This window comes from Lentihominibacter hominis (assembly GCF_014385065.1).
GTDB lineage: Bacteria > Bacillota > Clostridia > Peptostreptococcales > Anaerovoracaceae > Lentihominibacter > Lentihominibacter hominis.
The window spans coordinates 236914-257052 of record NZ_JACRTA010000002.1; the positions used below are offsets into that span (position 1 = coordinate 236914).

Annotated in this window: 18 protein-coding genes and 1 riboswitch; of the genes, 16 read left to right on the top strand and 2 right to left on the bottom strand. The window is 39.7% G+C overall.

Annotated elements, in window-relative coordinates:
- Positions 1–237 precede the first annotated feature (237 nt).
- The 10 genes from H8692_RS06420 (at position 238) to H8692_RS06465 (ending at position 10556) form a co-directional block, all read left to right on the top strand.
- Positions 238–1119, top strand: a complete 882-nt coding sequence (locus H8692_RS06420) for a site-specific tyrosine recombinase (protein WP_187525272.1) — start codon at positions 238–240, stop codon at positions 1117–1119.
- 398 nt (positions 1120–1517) lie between these two features.
- Positions 1518–3053: an ABC-F family ATP-binding cassette domain-containing protein gene (locus H8692_RS06425; RefSeq protein WP_187525273.1), complete on the top strand. Its 1536-nt coding sequence runs from the start codon at positions 1518–1520 to the stop codon at positions 3051–3053.
- 137 nt (positions 3054–3190) lie between these two features.
- The gene (gene rplS / locus H8692_RS06430; RefSeq protein ID WP_177268924.1) at positions 3191–3538 is read left to right on the top strand and encodes a 50S ribosomal protein L19; all 348 of its coding nucleotides are present in this window, start codon (positions 3191–3193) and stop codon (positions 3536–3538) included.
- A 121-nt stretch (positions 3539–3659) separates the two neighbouring features.
- On the top strand, positions 3660–4418 hold the full coding sequence (locus H8692_RS06435; RefSeq protein WP_177268926.1) for an ABC transporter ATP-binding protein: 759 nt from the start codon (positions 3660–3662) through the stop codon (positions 4416–4418).
- Positions 4408–5556: an ABC transporter permease gene (locus H8692_RS06440; protein ID WP_187525274.1), complete on the top strand. Its 1149-nt coding sequence runs from the start codon at positions 4408–4410 to the stop codon at positions 5554–5556. Before H8692_RS06435 ends, H8692_RS06440 begins: the two co-directional genes overlap by 11 nt.
- Positions 5557–5596: 40 nt before the next feature.
- Positions 5597–6442 (top strand): ribosome biogenesis GTPase YlqF, encoded by an 846-nt coding sequence (gene ylqF / locus H8692_RS06445; RefSeq protein ID WP_187525275.1) that lies wholly within the window; start codon positions 5597–5599, stop codon positions 6440–6442.
- A 31-nt stretch (positions 6443–6473) separates the two neighbouring features.
- Positions 6474–7136 (top strand): ribonuclease HII, encoded by a 663-nt coding sequence (locus H8692_RS06450; RefSeq protein WP_187525276.1) that lies wholly within the window; start codon positions 6474–6476, stop codon positions 7134–7136.
- Between the two features lie 106 nt (positions 7137–7242).
- Positions 7243–7327: riboswitch (ZMP/ZTP riboswitch) on the top strand.
- Between the two features lie 56 nt (positions 7328–7383).
- Positions 7384–9060 (top strand): formate--tetrahydrofolate ligase, encoded by a 1677-nt coding sequence (locus H8692_RS06455; RefSeq protein ID WP_207722966.1) that lies wholly within the window; start codon positions 7384–7386, stop codon positions 9058–9060.
- An 8-nt stretch (positions 9061–9068) separates the two neighbouring features.
- Positions 9069–9701, top strand: coding sequence for a cyclodeaminase/cyclohydrolase family protein (locus H8692_RS06460; RefSeq protein ID WP_177268934.1), 633 nt, complete (start codon positions 9069–9071; stop codon positions 9699–9701).
- A 3-nt stretch (positions 9702–9704) separates the two neighbouring features.
- Entirely contained in the window at positions 9705–10556 is an 852-nt protein-coding gene (locus H8692_RS06465; protein WP_177268936.1) for a bifunctional 5,10-methylenetetrahydrofolate dehydrogenase/5,10-methenyltetrahydrofolate cyclohydrolase, read from the top strand.
- Between the two features lie 89 nt (positions 10557–10645).
- Here H8692_RS06465 and H8692_RS06470 read toward each other — a convergent pair whose 3' ends face one another.
- Both H8692_RS06470 and H8692_RS06475 read right to left on the bottom strand, forming a co-directional pair.
- Positions 10646–12265: a Na+/H+ antiporter NhaC family protein gene (locus H8692_RS06470; protein ID WP_177268938.1), complete on the bottom strand. Its 1620-nt coding sequence runs from the start codon at positions 12263–12265 to the stop codon at positions 10646–10648.
- Positions 12266–12520: 255 nt separating this feature from the next.
- Complete coding sequence (locus H8692_RS06475; RefSeq protein WP_187525277.1) at positions 12521–13324, bottom strand: helix-turn-helix transcriptional regulator; 804 nt, start codon at positions 13322–13324, stop codon at positions 12521–12523.
- A gap of 198 nt (positions 13325–13522) precedes the next feature.
- Here H8692_RS06475 and larC point away from each other — a divergent pair, with 198 nt between their 5' ends.
- From larC to H8692_RS06505, 6 genes are read left to right on the top strand one after another with little or no spacing between them, the layout of a single operon-like run.
- Positions 13523–14209, top strand: a complete 687-nt coding sequence (gene larC / locus H8692_RS06480; protein WP_177268942.1) for a nickel pincer cofactor biosynthesis protein LarC — start codon at positions 13523–13525, stop codon at positions 14207–14209.
- Positions 14210–14240: 31 nt separating this feature from the next.
- Entirely contained in the window at positions 14241–14705 is a 465-nt protein-coding gene (locus H8692_RS06485; protein ID WP_187525278.1) for an SseB family protein, read from the top strand.
- Between the two features lie 17 nt (positions 14706–14722).
- Positions 14723–15196 carry a hypothetical protein gene (locus tag H8692_RS06490; protein WP_187525279.1) on the top strand — a complete coding sequence of 158 codons (474 nt, stop codon included), beginning with the start codon at positions 14723–14725 and terminating at the stop codon, positions 15194–15196.
- A 13-nt stretch (positions 15197–15209) separates the two neighbouring features.
- The gene (locus H8692_RS06495) at positions 15210–17906 is read left to right on the top strand and encodes a valine--tRNA ligase (protein WP_177267498.1); all 2697 of its coding nucleotides are present in this window, start codon (positions 15210–15212) and stop codon (positions 17904–17906) included.
- Entirely contained in the window at positions 17903–19210 is a 1308-nt protein-coding gene (locus tag H8692_RS06500) for a bifunctional folylpolyglutamate synthase/dihydrofolate synthase (protein ID WP_187525280.1), read from the top strand. Before H8692_RS06495 ends, H8692_RS06500 begins: the two co-directional genes overlap by 4 nt.
- Complete coding sequence (locus H8692_RS06505; protein ID WP_177267496.1) at positions 19203–20123, top strand: YegS/Rv2252/BmrU family lipid kinase; 921 nt, start codon at positions 19203–19205, stop codon at positions 20121–20123. The genes H8692_RS06500 and H8692_RS06505 overlap by 8 nt, the downstream gene beginning before the upstream one ends.
- The last annotated feature ends 16 nt before the right edge of the window (positions 20124–20139 follow it).

Here is a 20139-nt window from a genome sequence, read left to right on the forward strand (position 1 = left end):
TAAAAGATATGACGGACAAACCTCTGTTATGACAATAATTATTATCAGAAAACTTTATGAGTATGTTAAAGTATGGAAAGCATGAATTGAAACAGGATGAGCTGTAAAGAGTTTGTTTTTATTCTTTATAAATATACATTTATTTCGATAATCAATAAAATTTGATTATTGTAAACCCAATATATCAGTAGTATAATTCAAAGCATAGTCACCATTGATTTTGACAGGGAGGGCAGTATGTATACAAAAGATTTTATAGAATACCTGCAAAAAGAAAGAAAAATGTCTAAGAATACGCTGGAGGCGTACAGCCGTGATATTTTAGAATTCATGGCATTTGAAGGGTCCAGAGGTATGTCGGATATTCTTGATACTTCCAGCACTGAAATAATAGCATTTCTTCACAATCTCAAGATAGCAGGGAAATCGGCGGTGACTGTCAACAGAAAGCTGGCTTCAGTAAGAGCCTTTTTTAATTATCTGATAGAAGCAGGGCTTATGAAAAATAATCCCACAGCTAACATAAAGTCACCTAAAATAGAGCGTAAAGAAATAGAATATCTGGAGATGGATGAGATTGACAAGCTTCTTGCAACTCCTGATGATTCAGTAAAAGGTGTGAGAGACAGAGCCATTTTGGAAGTTCTTTATGCCACCGGTATCAGAGTCAGTGAACTGATAGAAGCCAACGTGGAGGATATTAATCTGAGAATGGGCTTTATAACATGTACAGGGGAGCAGAGCAATCCGAGAATAGTGCCTTTGGGAAGACCTTCAAGAGCAGCTCTGGAAGATTATATATATGACGGAAGAAAAAAACTTGTAAAAGAGAATACCGCAGAAAAGGCTCTTTTTGTCAATTATTACGGAAAACGTATAACTCGTCAGGGGCTGTGGAAGATACTTAAGGAGTATGGTAATAAGGCCGGGATAGAACATAGGCTGACTCCTAATATAATCAGAACATCTTTTGCTGTTCATATGCTTCAGAACGGAGCAGACCTTAAGACTTTGCAGGAACTTATGGGTCATGAAGATATAACGGCTACACAGGTATATTTGTCTGTTACGAAAAACAGAATAAAGGATGTTTATGATAAATCCCATCCAAGAGCATAATGTGCATTAAAGAATATATATTTGACATTGAATGCATTTTATGATATGGTCGGTACGGTAAAAGGAGAAAGATAATGAATTTTTATATAAATAATGAACTACCATCTGTAAAGAAGATCAGCTCTGTACAATTACATCCGATGAAACATTGTACAGAGTACAGTGCATAATAGTGTACTGAGATTTCGTCGGGAATGACAGCGATTAAAAGGTAAGCTGCAGCAGTTTCCTATTATTGCTTATTTTCCCGTACCGGTTTAATTATTTAAAGGCTATGGACAATGTTTATCCATAGCCTTTTGTTATTTTTATGAATTAAGAGTTTGGCAGAAGGCAAGATGTCTGAGACATCTACCTTCTGTTTTTTATATTAAATATCGATAGAGAGGTTGTTAGTTATGAGTTTATTAAAAATTACAGCGATGACGCATTCGTTTGGAGATGATTTGCTGTTCAGGGATACCGGATTTTCTTTGAACAGAGGTGAACATACAGGTATTGTAGGGCAGAATGGTACGGGAAAAAGTACACTTATAAAAATATGTGCAGGTCAAATCATTCCCGATGAGGGGATGATTACGTGGAAACCCGGTGTTAAAACAGGATATCTTGATCAATATGCGCAGATAAAAAAATTTGTTACCATAAGAGATTTTTTGAGATCTGCTTTTTCGAAGTTATATAAAATAGAATCTCAAATGAACAGATATTATGAACAGGCGGCTAATGGCGATGAAGGAAAACTGAAAGCTGCAGCAAAATGTCAGGAGGAGCTGGAACGTGAAGATTTTTATTCGGCAGATACTAAAATAGATAAGGTATCATCGGGGCTGGGACTGACAGCTATGGGTTTGGACAGCTTTATAGAAAACTTGAGCGGCGGACAGCGAGCTAAAGTAATATTGGCTAAACTCCTGCTTGAAAGCCCCGATGTGCTGCTGTTAGATGAACCTACTAATTTTTTGGACAGAGAGCATATAACGTGGCTTGCTGGATATTTATCAGATCTGTCAAAAGCATTTTTGGTAGTATCACACGATTATGATTTTCTGGAGAAAATATCTACAAGGATACTTGATATTGGTAATAAGAGAATTAATAAATATTTCGGTTCTTATTCTGATTTTGCAAAGAAAAAAACTTTGCTTCGTCAGGATTATATGAGACAATATGCGGCACAGCAAAAAGAAGTGAAAAAGACAGAGGAGTTTATAAGAAAGAATATTGCCGGAAGAAAATCCAGAATGGCAAGGGGCAGGCAGAAACAGCTTGATCGAATGGAACTTATGGAGGCTCCGAAGCAGAAAGAAATAAAACCTATTTTTAATTTTTCTTCTGTAGGCCAGCCTGCTTCCGGACATTTGGAAGTGAGTCATCTTACCGTAGGATATCATTATCCTGTTTTGACAGATATAAGTTTTACGGTAAAGGGCGGAGAAAAAGTAGCAGTCAGGGGATTTAACGGGATAGGAAAATCTACATTGCTTAAAACCATAACAGGGAAGATTCCCGCTCTTGGAGGAGCTTTTTCTTTCTCACAGATGACTGTTACAGGATATTTTCAACAGGAAATGACGTGGCGTGATCCCGGAAAGAGCCCCATTCAGATAATATCGGATACTTGTTCTCATTTTTCAGTAAAAGAAGTGAGACAACGCCTTGCAAAGTGTGGAATTTCAAGTAAGCATGCCGCACAGTCAGTAGGGACACTCAGTGGGGGTGAACAGGCTAAAGTAAAGATATGTCTGCTTTCCGTATCTCCATGCAATTTCCTTATACTTGATGAGCCGACTAATCATCTTGATATCTGGGCGAAAGAGGCGCTCAGAACTGCTCTGGATGAGTTTGAGGGAGCTGTGCTGCTTGTGTCTCATGAAGAATCATTTTACTCTGGCTGGATACAACGAGTTGTTGAAATATCGGCAAAGTCGTGATTGTACAGCAAATATGAAAAAAATCTCTTGAACAGCATGACCATTTTGTTGTATAATATTTCAGTATTACGGGCGGTCCTCTGGTCTTATGAAAAGGTCATAGCCAAGAACGTCTTGGAGGGAAGGAGGAAGACTCAATGAACGTATTAGATTCAGTTGTACAGGATTATCTGAAAGCTGATATCCCTGCTTTTAACGTTGGAGATACCGTGAAGGTACATGTTAAAATTAAAGAAGGAAACAGAGAGAGAATACAGATCTTCGAGGGCTTTGTCTTAAAGAGACAGAATGGCGGAATAGGCGAAACTTTTACGGTAAGAAGGATCGCGTCAGGTGTAGGTGTGGAAAAGACATTCCCGATTCACTCACCGCTTGTGGAAAAGATCGAGGTTGTAAGAAAAGGTGATGTCAGACGCGCAAGACTTCACTATATGCGTGCAAGAACCGGTAAATCAGCAAAGATCAAAACAAAAGAAGACATGTAATCACAGAGGCACCTTTACGGTGCCTTTTCGATTATATGGAGTCAGTAATAGATTGCGGAGGGAATATTTACGATTTAAGAATACAACCTGTAAATCGTAATATAAAAAGTGAGGGAGTATTATGATTATAGTAAAACATGTAACTAAAAAGTTTTTAAGAAACAAAAACAAAAAAGAACAAGAGGAATTTTGTGCTGATAAAGATATTAGTTTTGAAGCAGGGAATGGAGAAATAATAGGAATATTGGGGCCGAACGGAGCCGGAAAGACTACGCTTTTGAGGATGATAGCAGGAATCTTGGAGCCGACAGAAGGGGAGATTACTTTTGACGGAATGACTTACGCAGATGATGAGATCAAGATAAAACAAAGAATTGCATACTTGTCGGGAAACACCAAGATATATGATACATTATCTACATATGAGCTTTTGAAAATGTGTTGTGATATATATGGTGTAGACGGAGATGAAATGACTAAACGAATCGATGAAATAACTAATATACTGGGAATGAGGCAGTTTCTTTATAATAAAATATCCAATCTGTCTACAGGACAGACACAGAAAGTAAATTTGGCCAGATGCATGGTACACGATCCGGAATATTATATTTTAGATGAGGCTACATCAGGATTAGACATTATCTCGAGCCAGATAATACTCAATTTTATAAAAGGCGAAAGATCCAGAGGAAAGACTGTTTTGTATTCTACTCATTATATGGAAGAGGCTGAGAATATTTGCGACAGAGTTATCATGCTTAATAAAGGTGAGATAATAAACAGCGGAACACCAGATGAGATTAAAGCAGATACAGGCATGACGAATTTAAGAGATTCTTTTTTCGCAATGATAGGAGGTGTTGCAGATGAGGAATAATTTGTGGAATATATTCAGAAAAGAAGTGCGAGAACTTTTCAGAGATAAAAAATCATTGTCCATGATGCTGATAATACCTGTATCCATACCTTTAATAATTTTGGGAATGTCTGCATTATTTGAATCGCAGGCAAATAAAGACGTGACAGAATATAATAGGATAGGATTTGCCTATGAAATGTCACAAGCAGAAAAAAGTATTGCTGAGACAATGGATATAGACGTTGTAAAGGGAACTGAAAAAGAATTGGAAAAGAAGTTTGCAGATGGTGATATCGATTTATATGTAGCCAGAGACGGAAAAAGTTATATCATAAACGGGGACAGTTCTGACACCAGCACGTATTCAGCCAAACTTATGGAGTCATATTATAATACATATAAGGAGTATCTGCAGCAGGATTTTCTCAGAGAGAATAATATAGATGCAGATCAGATGATGAATATTATAACAGTGGAAGAACGCTTTGCTGATGAAGATAATTTTTTTGCAGGATACATAAAAAATTATGCCTTCCTTTTTATAATAATGGCTATAACTGTGTCAGCCACGTATCCATCTACAGATACAACAGCAGGAGAGAGGGAACGGGGAACACTGGAAACTTTGCTGACTTTTCCTATAAAAAGCAGGGATATAATTATAGGTAAATTTTTAGGGGTGACAATATCAGCTATTGTGACCGGAGTGATAAGTCTGATATTATCTATCATATCTTTAGCGGCAGCAAAAAATATATTTTCTATATATAAAGGTGTAGATACTATGTATTCGCCTGTCAGTATAGTGTTTGCGGTGATTGTGATAGTTGCTTTTTCTTTCTTTATAAGTGGTCTGTGTATTGCTATAGCCAGCAAATCCAAGACCTTTAAGGAGGCGCAGAGCGCGCTGACACCGCTCACATTTATATCATTGTTTCCGGGTATGATAGCCTTTATGATAGGAGTGACAGGAACACCTCTTATATCTATAATACCGTTTTTGAATTACGTGGTCTTATTTACAGATATAAATAATGGAGATATAAGTTTGCTGAATATTACGCTGATGTTTGTATCTACTATAGTTTATATAAGTATAGTTCTGGTTTATATAATAAAACAGTATAAGTCAGAAAAAGTTTTACTGGTTAAATAATTAGATATACAGGTGAGGCGATTAAAAGGAGAAAATCTTTATGAACAATATAAACTGGTACCCGGGGCATATGAAGAAAACAAGGGAGTTGATACAGCAAAACTTAAAACTGGTAGATGCAGTTATTGAAGTGATTGATGCCAGAATTCCTCTTTCCAGCAGGAATCCTATAATAGATGAGCTGATAAAAGGTAAGCCGCAATTGATAGTACTTAATAAGAGTGATCTTGCTGATGGAAGCGTGAGCAAAGAATGGGAAAATTATTTTCGTCAAAAAGGTATAAGAGCTTTTTCCATGAATTGTATGAGTGGCTTGGGAATAAAAAATCTCTTTAGAATTCTTGAGAGTATGTCAGAGGAGAAAAACAGGGACAGATTTATGCAGAAGCCTTTCAGGCTGATGATAGTAGGTGTTCCCAATGTAGGTAAATCATCTCTTATAAACAGAATGACAGGGAAAAAAAGCGCGCAGACGGGAGACAGACCGGGAGTAACAAAAGGTAAGCAGTGGCTTAAGCTTAAAAACAATATGCAGCTTCTTGATACACCCGGGATTTTGTGGCCTAAATTTGAAGATCCCAAGGTAGGCCTTGATCTGGCATTCTGCGGATGCATAAAAGATGAGGTTCTGGATGTGCCAACTCTTGCTATGGAACTCATAGGTATTCTTGCGGAAAACTATCCACAGATGCTTAAAGAAAGATATAAACTGGAAGAAACAGCAGAAACTCCTCTTGAAAATATGGAAAGTATAGCCGTTAAAAGAGGCTGCATACTGCCGGGAAAAAGAATAGATTACGAAAGGATCGGAAGAATTGTACTGGATGAATTCAGAGGAGGAAAGATAGGCAGAATAACTCTTGAAAATCCGGGACAGAGTAAATAGATTGCGATGAAAAAGGAGCGTTTATAAAGCTATGACAAAGCAGGAGAGAATGGAAAAATTGAGAGAACGATTTGCTGAGATGAAAGTGAAAGAGAAGGAGCTTCGCTGCGCAGGGTATGAAAAAATTGCAGGAGTTGATGAAGTGGGCAGAGGACCTTTAGCAGGTCCTGTGGTAGCTGCTGCGGTAGTTCTTCCCGAGGATTTTGACGTTTTGGGAATAGATGATTCAAAAAAACTTTCTGAAAAGAAGCGTGAGAAGCTTTTTCCTGTGATAAAGGAAAAGGCGATTGCTTTTGGCATAGGGATGGTGGATAACAAAGTTATAGATGATATAAATATTTTGCAGGCTACTAAAAAAGCTATGACGATGGCTGTGGATGAACTTAATAGAATGTTGGAAGCAAACGGCAGTCGACAGACGGATTATATATTGTTTGACGCTATGAAAATAGATGATATCAAGATTCCCCAAGAATCCGTAATAAAGGGCGATGCCAAAGTTCTTGCCATTGCAGCAGCTTCGATAATAGCAAAGGTAACAAGAGACAGAATTATGGCAGAGTACGCCGCGGAATATCCCGGGTACAGTTTTGAAAAAAATAAGGGTTATGGTACAAAGCAGCATTATGAGGGGATTAAAAAACAGGGGATATGCCCAATCCACAGAAAGACGTTTTTGAAAAAAGTGCTGTAGTATTTTTAAGGAAATTTAAGATAATTTTTGGCATTTGATAATGATCTGATTGCCGTTGCTTAGGCGATCTAACCACTTGCATAAACCTTTTTTTCATGATAAAATAAATTTGTTATACGACTGACGGGATCAAGTGGAATCAACCACGTGAAGTATAATGTAACAGTGAGCCGACCGTCTGGGCAGAGAGTCCGGATTGTCAGGCTCTTTTCGCATTTAATAATATTTGATTAAAAAGGAGAAGAAGATGGAAATTAAAAGCGATATTCAGATTGCGCAAGAGACGGAAATGAGAAATATCAACGAGATAGCGAATTCCGCAGGCTTGGACAGCAAGTACATTGAACTTTACGGAAATTATAAGGCTAAGGTGGATTATAATCTGCTGGAAGATAAGAAAGATGAAGCGGACGGAAAGGTAATCCTTGTTACAGCTATATCGCCTACTCCTGCGGGAGAAGGGAAGACTACGACAACGGTCGGTCTTGCAGATGCTTTGCGAAAGATAGATAAGAATGTGCTTGTAGCACTCAGAGAGCCGTCTTTAGGACCGGTGTTCGGCGTCAAGGGCGGAGCTGCCGGAGGCGGATATGCGCAGGTTGTGCCTATGGAGGATATAAACTTACACTTTACGGGAGATATGCATGCTATCGGAGCCGCAAACAATTTGCTTGCGGCTATGCTGGACAATCATATTCAGCAGGGCAATGAGCTTAAGATAGATCCGAGAAGAATAACATGGAAGCGATGTGTGGATATGAATGACAGACAGCTCAGGTTTATTACAGACGGTCTGGGAGGAAAGCCTAACGGAATGCCCAGAGAAGACGGATTTGATATAACGGTTGCCAGTGAGATAATGGCTATTTTATGTCTGTCAGATGATATTGAAGATCTTAAAAAGAGGATATCGAGTATTATCGTAGGATACAGCTATGATGATGAGCCTGTGACAGCGGGCCAGCTTAATGCTCAGGGAGCGATGGCGGCCCTTCTTAAGGATGCTCTTAAACCTAATTTAGTGCAGACTCTTGAGCATACTCCTGCATTTATTCACGGAGGACCTTTTGCCAACATAGCGCATGGATGTAATTCGGTGATGGCTACGAGGATGGCCATGAAGATGGCTGATTACGTGGTGACGGAAGCAGGTTTTGGCGCAGATCTGGGAGCGGAAAAATTTCTGGATATAAAGTGCAGAATGTCCGGAATAAAGCCCTCTGCAGTCGTTGTTGTGGCTACGGTAAGAGCTCTTAAGCATCACGGAGGTGTGGCGAAAGCTGACCTGGGAACAGAGAATCTTAAAGCTCTTGAAAAAGGACTCCCTAACCTGCTGCAGCATGTGGGCAATATAACTAATGTATATGGATTGCCTGCAGTTGTCGCTATAAACAGATTCCCTACAGATACTGAAAATGAGCTTAAACTTGTTGAGGACAAGTGCAGAGAGCTTGGTGTAAACGTAGCGCTCAGTGAAGTGTGGGGCAAAGGCGGAGAAGGCGGAATATCTCTGGCAGAGGAAGTTGTTCGTCTGTGTGAAGAACCCAATGACTTTAGATTTTCCTATGACATAGATATGTCTATTGAAGAGAAAATAAGAGCTATAGCTCAGAAAGTATATCATGCTGATGATATCAACATACTTCCTGCCGCTGCGAAGCAGCTCGCACAGCTGGAAAAGCTGGGATTCGGCAAACTTCCTATATGTATCGCCAAGACTCAATACAGCTTTTCCGATGATCCTTCACTTTTGGGAGCTCCTGAAGGTTTTGTGCTTACAGTGAGAAATCTTAAGGTTTCTGCAGGAGCTGGATTCATAGTTGCTCTCACAGGTGATATAATGACTATGCCGGGACTTCCTAAAAGACCGGCGGCTGAGAAAATAGATGTTGACAGAACAGGAAAGATTTCGGGATTATTTTAGGAGGGAATATGCTTTATACCGATAAAACTTGCAGTCAGTTTGTCGATGAAACGGCAGGAAAATCACCGGTACCGGGCGGCGGAAGCGTATCTGCTCTTGTGGGTGCTCTGGGTGCATCTTTGGGGAGAATGGTGGCCTCGCTTACCATAGGAAAGAAAAAATATGAAGCTGTGGAAGAAGAAATCACAGCATTGGCTGAAGAAGCTGATGGTTTAAGGGAGGAACTAATGGAACTGGTTCAGGCAGATATAAATATATTTAAACCTTTGTCGAATCTTTATGGTATGAAAGCGGATACAGAAACAGAAAAAGAAAAAAAGGAAAGGCTTCTTGAAAATGCGCTTGATGATGCTTGTGGTGTTCCTCTTAAAATTATGAAAGCCTGCGGAAAGGCGATAGAATTATCGGGTCGGTTTGCCTGTAAAGGTTCAAAGCTTGCAGTCAGCGATGCAGGAGCGGGAGCAATCATATGTAAAGCTGCTTTGCAGGCTGCAAGTTTAAATGTTTATATAAATACAAAGTCTATGAAAGACAGAAAACGTGCTGACGAGCTGGATTCCATGTGCGCTATGTACATGGTGAAATATACAGCTATGGCTGACGAGATATTCGAGAGCGTTGCTGAAAGTTTACGAGGTTAGATAATGACAAAAATACTCAAGGGTAAATCTGTAGCGAACAGCCTTATGAAAAAGATTTCCGAGAAAGTAAAAGAGCTTAAAGCAAAGGGAGTGTTCCCCACTCTTGCTATAGTGAGGCTGGGAGATAATCCTCAGGATATATCATATGAAAGGGGAGCGGTAAAACGCGCTTTTCAGCTTGGTATAACGGTAAGACAATTTGTTTACGATGAAAAGATTTCGCAGGGAGAGTTGATAGAGGAGATACAGAGGCTCAATGATGACTCACACATACATGGAGTGCTGATATTCAGACCTTTGCCCGGCCATATAAATGAAAGTGAGATTTGTTCCGCATTGTCTCCGGCAAAAGATGTGGATGGGATAACGTCCGGATCTATGGCAGGCGTTTTTATGGACAGTGATATAGGGTTTCCGCCATGTACTGCGGAAGCATGCATGGAGATACTGGATCATTATGGATATGATCTTGAAGGAAAACGTGTTTTGGTTATGGGAAGAAGTCTTGTGATAGGAAAACCTGCAGCAATGATGGCCATGAGAAGGAATGCGACCGTCAGTGTGTGTCACAGCAGGACATCGAATGAAGATCTTAGGAAATTAGGTCAAAACGCTGATATTGTTATAGCAGCTGTGGGAAAGGCCTGCATGATAAAAAGCGGCTGGCTGGGAAAAGGTCAGGTTATCATAGATGTGGGTATCAATGTTAAAGAAGACGGATCACTTTGCGGCGATGTGGATTTTGATGAAGTGTATGAAATAGCATCTGCTATAACACCGGTACCGGGAGGTGTAGGCAGTGTGACTACGGCTATTTTGATGAAACATGTGGCAGAAGCTGCGGAAAAACAGTAAAAAGGAGAATACCTCTAAAAGCGGGATCTTTGCAGATACCCTCCTTTAGAGGTATTGTTTTTGGAGGCGCCATATTATGGCGTACAAGATTACTGATTCTCAGCTATACTGAATTTCTCTTTATCAGGGGTTAATGGTATTGCAGGCTGATTTATACTTATTCTTTTCATAATTATGATGGTAAGGATAAATAATGCTGCAATGATTATATATCCTAAAGAAAGACTTTCTGTTATTCCTGTAATCAGGTATCCTACGATAGCTATAGCTCCGCATATTAGAGAATATGGTGCTTGAGTCTTGATGTGATCGATGATGGACAGTTCTCCTGATGTTGCTGAAACAATAGAAGTATCAGCCAGAGGTGAACATGTTGCTCCCATTCCCGCACCTCCTATTATGGCAGAGATACAGAGTAAAAGATCTGCATTGGTTGCCACTGCAAAAGGCACTACGACAGGTATCATAATGGCGAATGTCGTCCAGCCTCCTCCTATAGCGAATGCTGTTGCGGCGCAGAGCAGGAAGAGAATTGTAGGAGTTATCACAGGAGGAATGTTTCCCTGGAAGACTGATATCATGAATTCTGTGATGCCAAGTCTGTCGGAAACTCCCCCAAGGGTCCAGCCAAGGATAAGTACCAGATTAGCGTATAATATAGACTTGACTCCGATAAATGCTGCGCTGGCGAGCTGAGTTACGGGAGCGGCTTTTCTCAGACGAAGATATATGGTGGTGATTATTATGGTAAATACAAGACCATACATCAATGAACGTATCCCCTCCATCTGACTCACTGTTCTTACTATATCATGGTGTCTGAAGAAATCACCTGTGTAAAGCATAAAAAAGAGTACGAGACAAATTAGCAACGCTATAGGAAATATAAGATCAACAGGTTTACCTTTTGCCGGCTTCACTTCTCCATAGGAGTCCTGTTCATCTTCATCTCCGCTGAAAGAATGTTCTATTAGTTTACCTGTGGTATCTGCTCTTTTTTCAGCCTTAGCCATGGGGCCTATATTGAGGTTAAATACAGCCACACAGTATACCATAATAAGGCATATGAATATGAAGAAATTGTAAGGTATTGACTTGAGAAGCAACTGATATGAGTTTCCTTCCATTCCTGCTGCGATCATCCCGGTGGCTAAAAGTCCTGCCAGAAATGCAGACCAGCTGGAGATAGGAGATATTGAGTTGATTCCGCATACTGTAGAATCAAGATAATAAGAAAACTTTTCACGGGGGACTTTATTTTTATCTGAGATTGCCCGCATAGTTGCTCCGGTCGTAAGATTGTCAAAATAATCGTCAATCATAAGAACTGTACATATTATACAAGTCATGAGTCCTGAACGTTTCTTACTGTTGATGCGTTTTGACATATATTCTGCAAAAGCATGGGATCCTCCTGATTTTACAAGAAGACCGATGAGAGCGCCGATCATTACCATAGACAGAAGAACCATGAGGTTGTCGGGGGTGGTGATTGATCCTGGTATCAGAGTACCGTCTTGCGTTGATGTTCCTATGAAAATACTGTCAAAACTCTTAAGTGCGTTTACAGGATTGAATTTACCGATGATAAAACAGCCGAGGGTAATGCCTATAGCCATTGATAAGAGTATCTTTCGGGTTTTAAGAACGAGAAAGATCGTCAGCAAAGGAGGAATAACAGACCAAAAAGATAATTCCATAATGTTCATATTTCTGGCTCCTTTCAAATGATAAAATTATTACAAGAGGAATATTAACAGAATATTTCCAAAAAACAAATCATTTTAAATGTTTAAACTTTGGATGAAATTTGAGAATTACTAATGTTAACAAGTTACTTATCGTCTTTATATAATTGATTTAATTGACAGAGTACATATAATTGATTATTTGAACCTGCAATATAAAGAATAAAGAGCAAAGCCTTGAGACTTTACTCTTTATAAGCGGCATATTTGATTTTTCTAAGAAAGCACTTTATGTATCAGTGAAACTCTGCTGTTAACGTCACATTTAATATATATGTTGCTCAGGTGCTTATTGAGGGTATGTCCTGCGATACAAAGAGAACTGCATATTTCGTCGTTTGTGAGGCTTTCTTTGACTACTTTGAAAACCACTTCTGTTTCTCTTTTTGTCAGCATACATTTATCCGCCATTTTCATGATTTTTTCATCAAGATGGGTGTAAGCATGATTATTTTCAGTGTTATTTTTCAGAGAATCCTGATAAAGCTTGAGACTGAGATGTCTGTTTATAAGCTCCATCATATAGATCTCTTTGTCTGAGAAGTCACCGTTTTCTTTGCTTCTTCCCAGTACAATAGCAGCCTGAAACTGGTTGTTGAAGGCGCTTATCACCTGCAGGCTGTACTTAATGTTGAAGGCAGCGTACGTATCATTAAAATAACCTGTGGTTCTTATTTCATCATCATCTATGAGGTCCATTTCTCTGTAGACATCTCTCTTGCCCACCAGCATGATCCATTTGCCGAAATCTTCTTCTTCGTATTCCTCGATATACCGGTTTATTGCTTCGATATGTGAACTGTTTGCGCCATTGGCTTCACCGGGAATGTATATTATGGGATCACATAGTAGATGTTCTCCAGTTTTGTCAGGCATGTGGAATACGGAAAAATTGTTGGGGATCAGCTGATTTATATATGAGAGAAATGTTTTCCTGTCATTAATAAAATTATCGTTGCTATAAATGAAGTAAACAATATCATCTATAAAAGCCCATTCTCTTTGTTCAAGTTTTTTCATTAAGTATCCTCCATTATTCGGTGTTATATCTTATAATGTGGACATAAGTCTGAATATTTATAATATTATACCGTCATATGAAGATCTTGTAAATACAGTAGTCGCCAGTTTTATAACGACAGCTTTTGACACTTTACTTTTATTGATATTCAATGTATATTTAAGGGTAGTAGATTTTTAAGAAAAGGATATTTATATATGAAAATATTATATTTTGACGGCAGTAATGGCATAAGCGGAGATATGCTTTTAAAAGCTGTAAGTCGTTTGAGCCGAAATGAGGAAAAAATATACGAAGTAATGCGGCATGAGGTTATGGGCAGTCAGGAAGAACAGAATCATATTCATGACGGACATCATCACGGGAGAAGTTATAAAAAAGTCAGAGAATTAATAGAAAATAGCGGTTTTTCGTTTGCTTCGAAGAAAACGGCTCTGAAAATATACGAGTATATAGCACAAGCTGAAGCTAAAGTTCATGGAGAGACTCTTGAAACAGTACATTTTCATGAGGTTGGAAGAAATGAAGCTGTAAAAAATGCATTGGCTGTAGGAATGGCTATAGAGTACATATGCCCTGATAAAATTATGGTATCGCCTATATACGATGGAAAAGGGAAGATAATATGCAGCCATGGAGAAATAGACGTACCTGTTCCGGCAGTTATGGCGCTGAGAGAGAACTGCGGATACTGTTTTAAAACTGCAGATGTAAATACCGAGATGGTGACTCCGTCAGGTCTTGCAGGTCTTATGGGTATCGGCGCAGAAGCGGCTGAGGATGAAGATATCGTAAAAAAAGCAGCGGTTATGGATAAAATCGTGGTTAAAGGAAGTAGAGATACGGGCCGTCCCGGGCTTACAGCGTATATCTTGAAAATATGAAGGTGAAGAGCCGATACAGGAGGGAAATCGTATGCAGCAGGCAAAACCAGTTAGGAATCCTGAGCTGAAAAAAGCCATGGAAGAAGCAAAGAAGGATCCGGGGATGGAAAATTCAATCAGACTTTTGAATGAGGTCGTAAAAGCAAGACTTCTCATTCCGGTTTCCATGGATAAAGATCCGCAATATGACAGAAAGCTGGAAGAGGTCGTATTGGAGAAAGATACGAGAATCAGTTTTGAACTTATAAAAGCTGCCAGTGGAGACCTTTATTACCCGGTATTCACCGATGGGGAAGAAATGATAAAGTGTGAAATAGAAAAAGATCAGCACAGCATGATAGTTAATTTTGATGATTTGGCAGCTATTTTGTTGATGCCTCAAAGCGGCATAGCAGGATTCGCTATAAATCCTATGAGTGATAATTTGTGTTTCAGTAAGGAAATGGTTGCTTCTATGAAGCGTGACATGGAAAAGGAAAGAGAGGAAAAGCAGTGAAAAACTTTATAATATTTATGTGGGTCATATTTACGGCATTTTTTCTGTTCCCTATAGCGAGCAACTATATGTCCGGCAGTCCGGAAAGCGAAATCGTATCTATAATAGAAAAAGAATCGGAAGCTGATGATATAAAGGTGACAGCATCAGAGGAACATGGGAATAAATCGATGTATGCTTTTACAGCGGGTGAGGATTTTGGAGTTGCTATTTTTTCTCATTTTGGTGATAATTACAATTATCAGGAAGGTACCATGTCCAATGATGAAGATCATATTGATGTGAATCTGGATACGGGATGGGATGTATATGAGTATAAATTGACTGCCGAAGGAGCAGAGCAGGTGGCGTTTCACAGGTTTGGCGGTATATATAAGGTATATGCCATGATCGCAGCTGTGATGGTGATTTTCAGTATAGTGGGAGGCATATACGGGATAAGAACGAAAAAGAAATACGAAGAACAGAGAAAAAAAGGCTTAAGGCAGTAAGGAGATATAGAATATGGAGAAGAATTTAGCTAAGACATATGATCCTAAGAAATTTGAAGACAGGATATATGAAATGTGGGAGAAAAGCGGTGCGTTCAGAGCAGAATGTGATCCTAACAAGAAACCTTTTACTATAGTGATGCCTCCGCCTAATATAACGGGGCAGCTTCATATGGGACATGCTCTGGATCAGACATTGCAGGATGTTCTTACCAGATTTAAAAGGCTGCAAGGATACAGCGCTTTATGGCTTCCCGGAAGTGATCATGCCAGTATAGCAACTGAAGTGAAAGTTGTGAACAGAATAAGAGAGGAAGAAGGCCTTGAAAAAGAGGAGCTTGGAAGAGAAGAATTTCTCAAGAGAGCATGGGCATGGAAAGAGGAATTCGGAGGAAAGATAACGAAGCAATGCCGTAAATTGGGGGATTCATGTGACTGGAGCAGAGAGCGCTTCACTATGGATGAAGGCTGCAATAAAGCGGTAAAACATTTTTTCGTAAAGTTGTATGAAAAAGGTCTGATATATAGAGGCAACAGACTTATCAACTGGTGTCCTCAGTGTGGAACATCTTTGTCAGATGCTGAGGTTGAGCATGAGGATAAAAATGGCATGTACTGGTATTTCAGATATCCGGCAGCTGACGGAGGAGAGGATGTGGTTGTGGCTACTTCCAGACCGGAAACTATGTTTGGAGATGTGGCTATAGCTGTACATCCAAGTGACAAAAGATATAAAGATATCGTAGGTAAGAACGTAGTTTTGCCTATTGTGGGAAGGGAGATTCCAGTTATAGCAGATCCTTATCCTGATCCTGAGAAGGGAACAGGAGCCGTTAAGATTACACCTGCTCATGATCCTAATGATTTTGAAGTGGGGCAGAGACATGATCTTGAGCATATCTCCTGTATAAACCCCGATGCCACTATGAACAGCTATGCGGGCAAATACGAAGGTATGGACAGATATGAATGCCGTAAGGCATGGGTAAAGGATCTGGAAGAAGCAGGCTATCTGGTTAAGACAGAAGAAAAAGTAATTCCTGTGGGGGGCTGTTACAGGTGCGGTACAGTAGTGGAACCTATGCTTTCTGATCAATGGTTTGTGAAGATGGAGGAGCTTGCAAAACCTGCAATTGAAGCGGCAAGGAGCGGCAAACTGCAGCATGTTCCCGAGCGTTTTGAGAAAACGTATCTTCATTGGTTGGAAGAGATCAGAGACTGGTGTATTTCAAGGCAGTTGTGGTGGGGACACAGAATACCTGCATATTATTGTCAGGAATGTGGCCAAATAATGGTTGCGGAGACAGAGCCGGATAGGTGCGATAAGTGTGGCAGTACAAATATAAAGCAAGATGAAGACGTTCTTGATACATGGTTTTCGTCAGCTTTATGGCCGTTTTCTACATTGGGATGGCCTGATGAAACTGAGGATTTTAAATATTTTTATCCGACAGATGTATTGGTTACAGGATACGATATCATATTTTTCTGGGTAGTCAGAATGGTATTTTCTGCACTGGAAACTACCGGTAAAGTACCTTTCAGACATGTATATGTACATGGGTTGGTTCGTGATGCTCAGGGAAGAAAGATGAGCAAATCTCTCGGAAACGGAATAGACCCTCTTGAGATAATAGACAGTTTCGGAGCGGATGCTCTAAGATTCATGCTGACCACAGGAATAACACCGGGAAATGATATGAGGTTTAAAACAGATAAACTGGAATCAGCGAGAAATTTTGCCAATAAGCTTTGGAATGCTTCAAGGTTTGTTATTATGAATCTCCAGGACAATAACGGTAGTTTTAAAAAGATGGCTGATCTTAAGAATATTGGTTTGTCGGATCTTCAGGATGAAGATAAGTGGATTATCTCAAGAGTTAATGATGCGGTGAAATACATCACTGAAACTATGGAAAAATTTGATTTGGCTCTTGCAGGTCAGAGAGCATATGATCTTATTTGGAATGAGTTTTGTGACTGGTATATAGAAATCGTTAAAGGAAGGCTTTATGGTGATGATGAAGGTGATAAGCAGATTGCCAGAGCAGTTCTGGTCAAGGTTCTTAAGGACATGCTCAGGCTTCTCCATCCGTTTATGCCGTATATAACAGAGGAAATCTGGACATATTTGCCTAAGAAGGAAACATCTGAAGATAATCCTGATAATTTCCTGATAAAAGAGAGCTGGCCTGTTTACAGCGAAACTTTCACATTCTCTGATGAGACTGAAAAGCTTGAGATGGCAATGGCTGTAATAAAGAGTATAAGAAATATCAGAGCGGAAGCAGATGCGGCTCCAAGCAAAAAGCTTCGTGCAGTGATTTTGTGCGCTGACGGGAAAGAAGAAGTTGTAAAAGCAGGGGAACGTTATATAGAAAAGCTTGCCAATATAACGGAGATAATATTTGCTAAAAGTAAAGCAGATGTTCCTGAAGAAGTAATGTCGGCAGTTGTGGCGGGAGCAGAAGTTTTCATCCCTCTTGATGATATTATGGACTATGCAGCAGAGCTTGAACGGCTTAAGAAGGAAAAGAAAAAGCTGGAAAGCGAAGTTAAGCGTGTAGTGGGCAAGCTGTCTAATGAAGGTTTTGTAAACAAGGCTCCGGAAAAAGTAATAAACGAAGAAAGAGAAAAGAAAATTAAATATGAGGAGATGCTGGCGAAAGTCTGTGACAGACTTACAGTTGTCGAAAAAAAGGTAAAATGATTGATGTTATAGATAAAATACATGAATTCAACAGATTCGGAAGCGTTCTCGGTCTTGAGCGAATGAATATACTTCTTGAGAAATTAGGAGACCCCCATAAAGATCTTAGAGTGATACATGTGGCAGGTACAAACGGTAAAGGTTCTGTCTGTAAATTTTTGGAGGAAGGACTTTCTTCCTGCGGCTACAATGTGGGATTGTATACCTCTCCTTTTATAGAATGTTTTAACGAACGAATACGACTGGGAGGGAAGAATATTTCGGATGAAGATCTTGAAGGCTTTTCAATGAAAGTTCTGTCTGCGGCCGAGGAAATGGTTGCGGAAGGAGATGATTCCCCTACAGAATTTGAGGTGGTAACAGCTGTAGCACTGCTGTATTTTGCTGAAAAGGAGGCGGATATAGTCATATTGGAGGTCGGACTGGGTGGTAAAGGTGATTCTACCAATGTTGTGGACAAGCCTTTGATATGTGCCATATGTTCTGTTTCGTATGATCATATGGACCGTTTGGGCAATACTATTGAGGAAATAGCTGCCGATAAAGCAGGGATAATCAAGCCATCGGTACCTGTGATATCCAATGTGGATAACCATGCTGCGGCTGCCGTCATAGCGCGTACAGCTTATGAGAAAGAGAGCCGTTTATATGATATATCGGATATAAAACCGGAGATATTTGACAAATCGCTTTTTAGGCAGTTTGTAACTATGGAGATTTATGGTACTGATTACAGTAATGTGGAGATATCCATGGTGGGCAGACATCAAAGCGAGAATCTTAAGACGGCGCTGTCTGTAATAGAAGTCCTCAGAAAATCGGGAGAGATAAAAGTTGAAAGATCTCTGTTGTATGAAGGACTGAAGAAAGCTGTTCAGCCGGGGCGTTTTGAGGTCTTGAAAAAAGGTTCTGAAGAAACAGGGACTCCTGTGGTGATAGTTGATGGTGCGCATAACGAAGCAGGAGCATATGCTCTGTGTGATACCATGAAGGAAAATTTTCGCGATAAGAAAATACTTCTGGTTACAGGTATGCTGGCTGATAAACAAACAGATAAGATTCTGAAAGCCTTTATAGATATAACTCATGACATAATAGTGACAGAGCCTGACAGCCCGAGGAAATTGAAGACTGATGAGCTGGCTGCTCAAATAAGACGTATGGGGATAGAGCCTATTATCTCAGACGATGTTGAAGACAGCGTGAGACTGGCCATAAGCATATGGAAGAATTATGATGTTGTGTTGTTTGCAGGCTCCCTGTATCTGATAGGTCATGTTAGGAGGATGTTGAAAGATGAATGATAAAGGCAGCGCTAATAAAATATTGCTCTATTACAATGCATATTCGGGAAGCGGGGTATTTAAGAATAATCTTGATCACATAGTTGACAGGTGTCAGCAGGCTGGTTATCAGGTAGTGCCGGTAAGAGCTGCAAAAGGAATAGTTATAGATAACGTTCTGTCAGAGATAGATCAAAATCAGTTCAGTCGTATAATTGCAGCCGGCGGAGACGGTACGATGAACCTGTGTGTAAATGCCATGGTTAAATATGATATACATTTACCTCTTGCTATACTGCCGGCAGGGACAGCTAATGATTTTGCGTATTATTTTGAACTTCCTTCGGATATAGATTATCAGCTGGATATAGCTCTTGGCAATAAAACAACTAAAGCAGATGTAGGTGTTGTAAACGATAGATGTTTTATAAATGTGGCTGCTCTCGGAGCGCTTATAGATGTCAGCCAGAAGACGGATCCGAATTTGAAGAATGCTATAGGCACACTGGCTTATTATCTTAAAGCTGTTACGGAGATTCCTCAGATAAGAGCACTTCCTGTGAAATTGACTACTCCTGAGCAGGTGTACGAGGAAAATATTTATTTTATGGTAGTCATGAATGGCGAATCAGCGGGAGGTTTCAGAAAACTTTCACCTGAATCTAATATGAATGACGGAAAACTGGATGTCATAGCATTTAAGAAAATGCCTATTGTTGAGCTGGCACCGCTGCTGTTTGAAGTCGTTCACGGAAGACATCCCAATAATAAACATGTGCTTTATTTTCAGACGGATAAACTTACTATTGAGTCAGAGGCTGATATAAGTACAGATATAGATGGGGAACATGGAGAAAAGTTACCTCTTGAGTTCAGCGTATTGAATAAGAGGCTTGATGTTTTTGTATCCAAGGATACATGGAATTATGATTAGAATATAAAAAAGGGAG

Coding starts and splice junctions, on each gene's coding strand:
- H8692_RS06450 (WP_187525276.1), top strand. CDS start 6,474: ATGACAAAGCAGGAGAGAATGGAAAAATTGAGAGAACGATTTGCTGAG.
- H8692_RS06420 (WP_187525272.1), top strand. CDS start 238: ATGTATACAAAAGATTTTATAGAATACCTGCAAAAAGAAAGAAAAATG.
- larC (WP_177268942.1), top strand. CDS start 13,523: ATGAAAATATTATATTTTGACGGCAGTAATGGCATAAGCGGAGATATG.
- ylqF (WP_187525275.1), top strand. CDS start 5,597: ATGAACAATATAAACTGGTACCCGGGGCATATGAAGAAAACAAGGGAG.
- H8692_RS06425 (WP_187525273.1), top strand. CDS start 1,518: ATGAGTTTATTAAAAATTACAGCGATGACGCATTCGTTTGGAGATGAT.
- H8692_RS06495 (WP_177267498.1), top strand. CDS start 15,210: ATGGAGAAGAATTTAGCTAAGACATATGATCCTAAGAAATTTGAAGAC.
- rplS (WP_177268924.1), top strand. CDS start 3,191: ATGAACGTATTAGATTCAGTTGTACAGGATTATCTGAAAGCTGATATC.
- H8692_RS06435 (WP_177268926.1), top strand. CDS start 3,660: ATGATTATAGTAAAACATGTAACTAAAAAGTTTTTAAGAAACAAAAAC.
- H8692_RS06475 (WP_187525277.1), bottom strand. CDS start 13,324: ATGAAAAAACTTGAACAAAGAGAATGGGCTTTTATAGATGATATTGTT.
- H8692_RS06455 (WP_207722966.1), top strand. CDS start 7,384: ATGGAAATTAAAAGCGATATTCAGATTGCGCAAGAGACGGAAATGAGA.
- H8692_RS06470 (WP_177268938.1), bottom strand. CDS start 12,265: ATGAACATTATGGAATTATCTTTTTGGTCTGTTATTCCTCCTTTGCTG.
- H8692_RS06460 (WP_177268934.1), top strand. CDS start 9,069: ATGCTTTATACCGATAAAACTTGCAGTCAGTTTGTCGATGAAACGGCA.
- H8692_RS06485 (WP_187525278.1), top strand. CDS start 14,241: ATGCAGCAGGCAAAACCAGTTAGGAATCCTGAGCTGAAAAAAGCCATG.
- H8692_RS06465 (WP_177268936.1), top strand. CDS start 9,705: ATGACAAAAATACTCAAGGGTAAATCTGTAGCGAACAGCCTTATGAAA.
- H8692_RS06500 (WP_187525280.1), top strand. CDS start 17,903: ATGATTGATGTTATAGATAAAATACATGAATTCAACAGATTCGGAAGC.
- H8692_RS06440 (WP_187525274.1), top strand. CDS start 4,408: ATGAGGAATAATTTGTGGAATATATTCAGAAAAGAAGTGCGAGAACTT.
- H8692_RS06505 (WP_177267496.1), top strand. CDS start 19,203: ATGAATGATAAAGGCAGCGCTAATAAAATATTGCTCTATTACAATGCA.
- H8692_RS06490 (WP_187525279.1), top strand. CDS start 14,723: ATGTGGGTCATATTTACGGCATTTTTTCTGTTCCCTATAGCGAGCAAC.